Origin of the sequence: Arachidicoccus sp. (assembly GCF_050436765.1) — a bacterium.
Lineage (GTDB): Bacteria > Bacteroidota > Bacteroidia > Chitinophagales > Chitinophagaceae > Arachidicoccus.
Genome location: NZ_JBNQGD010000298.1, coordinates 1 through 3,925 on the forward strand (window position 1 = coordinate 1; position 3,925 = coordinate 3,925).

3 protein-coding genes are annotated in these 3,925 nt (G+C 35.2%); 1 reads left to right on the forward strand and 2 read right to left on the reverse strand.

The window, feature by feature from the left end; translation table 11 throughout:
- Positions 1 to 141 precede the first annotated feature (141 nt).
- Complete coding sequence (locus ACQR30_RS12900; RefSeq protein ID WP_429735745.1) at positions 142 to 1,170, forward strand: LacI family DNA-binding transcriptional regulator; 1,029 nt, start codon at positions 142 to 144, stop codon at positions 1,168 to 1,170.
- A gap of 28 nt (positions 1,171 to 1,198) precedes the next feature.
- On the opposite strand, the gene ACQR30_RS12905 is transcribed toward ACQR30_RS12900, so the two are convergent.
- Together ACQR30_RS12905 and ACQR30_RS12910 are read right to left on the reverse strand one after the other, a co-directional pair.
- Positions 1,199 to 2,536 carry a sugar porter family MFS transporter gene (locus tag ACQR30_RS12905; protein WP_429735748.1) on the reverse strand — a complete coding sequence of 446 codons (1,338 nt, stop codon included), beginning with the start codon at positions 2,534 to 2,536 and terminating at the stop codon, positions 1,199 to 1,201.
- A 309-nt stretch (positions 2,537 to 2,845) separates the two neighbouring features.
- Positions 2,846 to 3,784: a hypothetical protein gene (locus ACQR30_RS12910; RefSeq protein WP_429735751.1), complete on the reverse strand. Its 939-nt coding sequence runs from the start codon at positions 3,782 to 3,784 to the stop codon at positions 2,846 to 2,848.
- Positions 3,785 to 3,925: the final 141 nt, after the last annotated feature.

Sequence of the window (3,925 nt, forward strand, 5' to 3'; positions counted from 1 at the left end):
AAGTATTATTAGAATTAATAGACAAAAAAAACAAATCCGCACAAAAATATTTTGACAAGATAGTATTACCAACAAACCTTATTTCAAATCACTCAATGAGAAAAAATAATTAATTTTTTTAATTAAAATGACAAACCTTTAGTGAAAAAACATACCTCCATAATCGATATAGCTAAAGAATTAAATGTAGCTGTAAGTACAGTTTCTTCGGTACTAAATGGTAAAGCGCAAGAGAGGAGAATTGGCAATAACACAAAAAAAAGAATTTTAGATTATGCAGCCAAATCCGGATATAAGCCTAATCAAATTGCCCGGAGTCTAAGGACAGGGAAAAGCAACACTATTGGCATGCTGGTAGAAGATATAGCCAATCCTTTTTTCGCGGAAATCACCAGTTTAATCGAGAAAAAAGCTGCGACATATAATTACGAATTGATTTACTCAAGTACTGAAAACGATTTCAATAAATTGAATAAATTAATTACCACTTATAAACACCGGCAGGTGGACGGTTTTATAATTGCCCCCTGTGTAAATAGTGAGTCTAAAATTCAGGAATTAATAGAGGATAAAACGCCTTTCGTTTTGTTTGATAGACATTTGCCAAATTTAAAAACAAACAATGTTCTTATAAACAATTACAACGGAACATATGAAGCGGCAAAACACCTTTATAAACAAGGCTTCAGCAATATTGGTTTCATTACAACAAAACTCTTACACAGCAATATGAAAGATAGGCTTAGAGGCTATCAATCTTTTATGGAAGAACATACATTAAAAAGCAGCTTTTTAGAAACCAATTTTAACGCTGGAAAAGAAAAAGAACATTCTGAAATTGCCACATATTTATTAAAAAATTCACAGCTAGATGCCTTAATTTTTTCAACGAACTATATTGCATTAAGCGGCTTAGGTGCCATAAAAGAAATACAAAAACGACATCCCAAAAAATATGGGATAATAAGCTTTGATGACAACACACATTTTGATTTATTCAATCCTTCAATTACGTCCATTGCTCAACCAATAGATAAGATAGCAAATGAAATAATCAGAATTCTACTTTTAAACATGAAAAAAGATAATCAAAATTTACAAGTAGAAACGCGGATCTTGGAACCTAAATTAATAATTAGAGATTCCACTAAAAAAATAGAGTTAACTTAGCATAATTCCATCAACACACCTGATGATTTTATTGATAATATTCCTCAATTTTTTCTAAGGCTACACCTTTCGTTTCAAAGACAAATTTGCTTACAAAGAATATCATGCCCAAATTAATAATTCCATAAACAAAAAAAGTAGTTGGCGATCCCAGATGAGAGAGCATTATTGGAAATGTATAAGAAACAATCGCATTAGAAAGCCAATTCCCAAATATCGCAAAAGAGGTGGCGTGCCCACGAATTCTATTGGGAAAAATTTCTGCCACATACACCCAAAGAACTGCGCCCCAAGTACAGGCAAATGCGGCGATATAAACGAATACGGTAATTAATACAAAATAATTATCGAGTCTTTTTTTATAAAACAAATACCCAATAACAAACATACAAAGACCCATTACTACCGAACCAAACAATAATAATTTTTTTCTACCTACCCTATCAATAAGAGCAAAAGCAATCAGAGTAAATATTAAATTTACTATACCCGTTAAAACGGTTTGAAAAAGAACACTTCCGCCCACATGCGTTTTTTCAAAGATCAACGGCGCATAATAGAAGATGATATTAATTCCTGTCAGTTGTGCAATTGCTGCGAATACAATACCTATAAGAACTACGCGTTTATATTTATTCGAAAAAATGTCTTTAAAGCTAAGTTTAGCAGAATGCTTATTTATGTCTGCTTGGACCGCATTTACTTCCTTCTCTGCTGCACTATTTTCATATATTTTAGAGAATACTTTTTTAGCCTGACTTAATTTATCGTTTAAGATCAGCCAACGTGGACTTTCAGGAACAAGTGCCAATAAAATGAAGAAGATCAAAGAAGGTATCAAAGCTGCAGCCAACATAAAGCGCCATTGATTTTGAGTTGTAACAAACGAGAATCCTGTATTAGCAAGTGCATAATTGCTAATGAAAGCAATTAAAATACCCAAAACTATTGCCAATTGCTGCATCATCCCAAGTCGCCCTCTAAAATCAGCGGGAGCAACTTCAGAAATATAAATGGGGGCTAAAGTTGACGCCATTCCTATGGCTAATCCGCCTACAAACCGGTAAATAACCAACTGCGCGAAACTTCCGGCAATACCGCTTCCTATAGAAGCAACAACATATAAAATAGCGGTCAGTAACATCATCTTTTTTCTCCCATATTTATCTGCCAATCTCCCAGAGAAGAAAGCGCCGGGAATGCAGCCAATAGAAGCTGCAGCTACCACTAAACCAATATCAGCATTATTTAAAGAGAAATAATTTTTCAAACCCGAGATAGCGCCTGCTATAACGGCGGTATCAAAGCCAAACAAAAGACCACCTAATGCAGCGACACCCGAAATCAAAATCGTATACTTTTTCATTTATAAAAATTTGAATATTTATCTATTTTTGCGTCTCTATGCGCCAGGAAAAAACCGTAAATATTACATTTTAAATATTATATTTTTTATCTATCCACGGATAACCCCCTGCCCAATTTGGACTGCTTATTCCAATTGCATTTTCATCACCCGTGCTAATTCAATAGAGCTTTTAAGCTAGACATTTTAAAATTCAGAACAGATAGCTGCAATGAATTGTGAAATTAAATTTACAATCTATATACGCGACATCAACCTAAGCTTCAAAAAATATGGTATAATTCTGCACTTAGCCATTTTAATTAAACCTTACTTATATACTAAAAATGATTGCTCTACTTCTTTCGCAGATTGAATTTTTGGTTGAATATTTCTGCCATATTGCCATGCAACAACCGTTATCCGAATTGGATATTTTGCCCGGGGAGGAATAGCGGTCAATTTCAAAATATTTCCTTCTATTTCGGCAGGACCTTCTCTTACATAATAGTAAACAGGCAAACCAGCAGTTGACACCGCACGCAGCCTTATAAATTTATTTGTAACATTTTGATCCGAAATTTTACGAAAATTTATTTTCTGTGTTTCCCCCTCTTTTAGCCAAAAGGGAATCTTCATTAATGCCTGTTGTACTGTGTGCTTGTATTTACTATCTCCGGAATGGCTTGCTAACAGCCATACATCACCCATTCTTCTATCATAAGACAAGGATAATCTATTAAAACGAATAGCAAATGTATTCATTCCCAATTGCTCCACAGGCCCTGTAATACGTGAAAGCAAAATTGGAGAGCCGGAATCTGAATGGCTGATAAAACTTCCTGCTTTTTTATCTGTCCAAATTGTCGGATTGCCACCTGGCACTTTGTTTAGGAAAGCTCCTTCTAATTTAAAAATAAGCGATGCGTCCAATTTTGGGAATTTTAAATCGACCAACTCAAATGCTTTCGGATTGATTTTAATAAGAGAATCATTTTGCACAAAATCTACCAACTGAGGTAATTTACCACGATCTTTGGCATAACACTGCTCGGTCATTTGGGCCATTTCTTTATCAAAACACCAAAAAGCATTCTTTCTATCGCCCAAAAACTTATTGTAAGGAGCAGCCGGATCTGCAGGTAGCGTGTCCTTGCGCCATCTTTCTATAAGCCAACCTTCTTGCGGAAGAATTGGCTTCAATTTAATCTCGGAAGTTCTGGTATTAGAAGCCGGGAGCCTCTTTTCCGCAGCCTTATCTATGAACATCGACAAATAATCAATCAATTGTTTTGAAAAAGTAATGTGGGCATTCCGTGGATCCGGTATCTTTGCGATCTCTGGTTTTGGGTTTGTTTGGGGCGCGCGCAGCGCGCGCAATCTTACCCCAAAACAAGAAACCTACCCCAA

Bases quoted from the DNA above. Each gene is read 5' to 3' on its own strand.
- ACQR30_RS12910 (WP_429735751.1), bottom strand. From the start codon at position 3,784: ATGTTCATAGATAAGGCTGCGGAAAAGAGGCTCCCGGCTTCTAATACC.
- ACQR30_RS12905 (WP_429735748.1), bottom strand. From the start codon at position 2,536: ATGAAAAAGTATACGATTTTGATTTCGGGTGTCGCTGCATTAGGTGGT.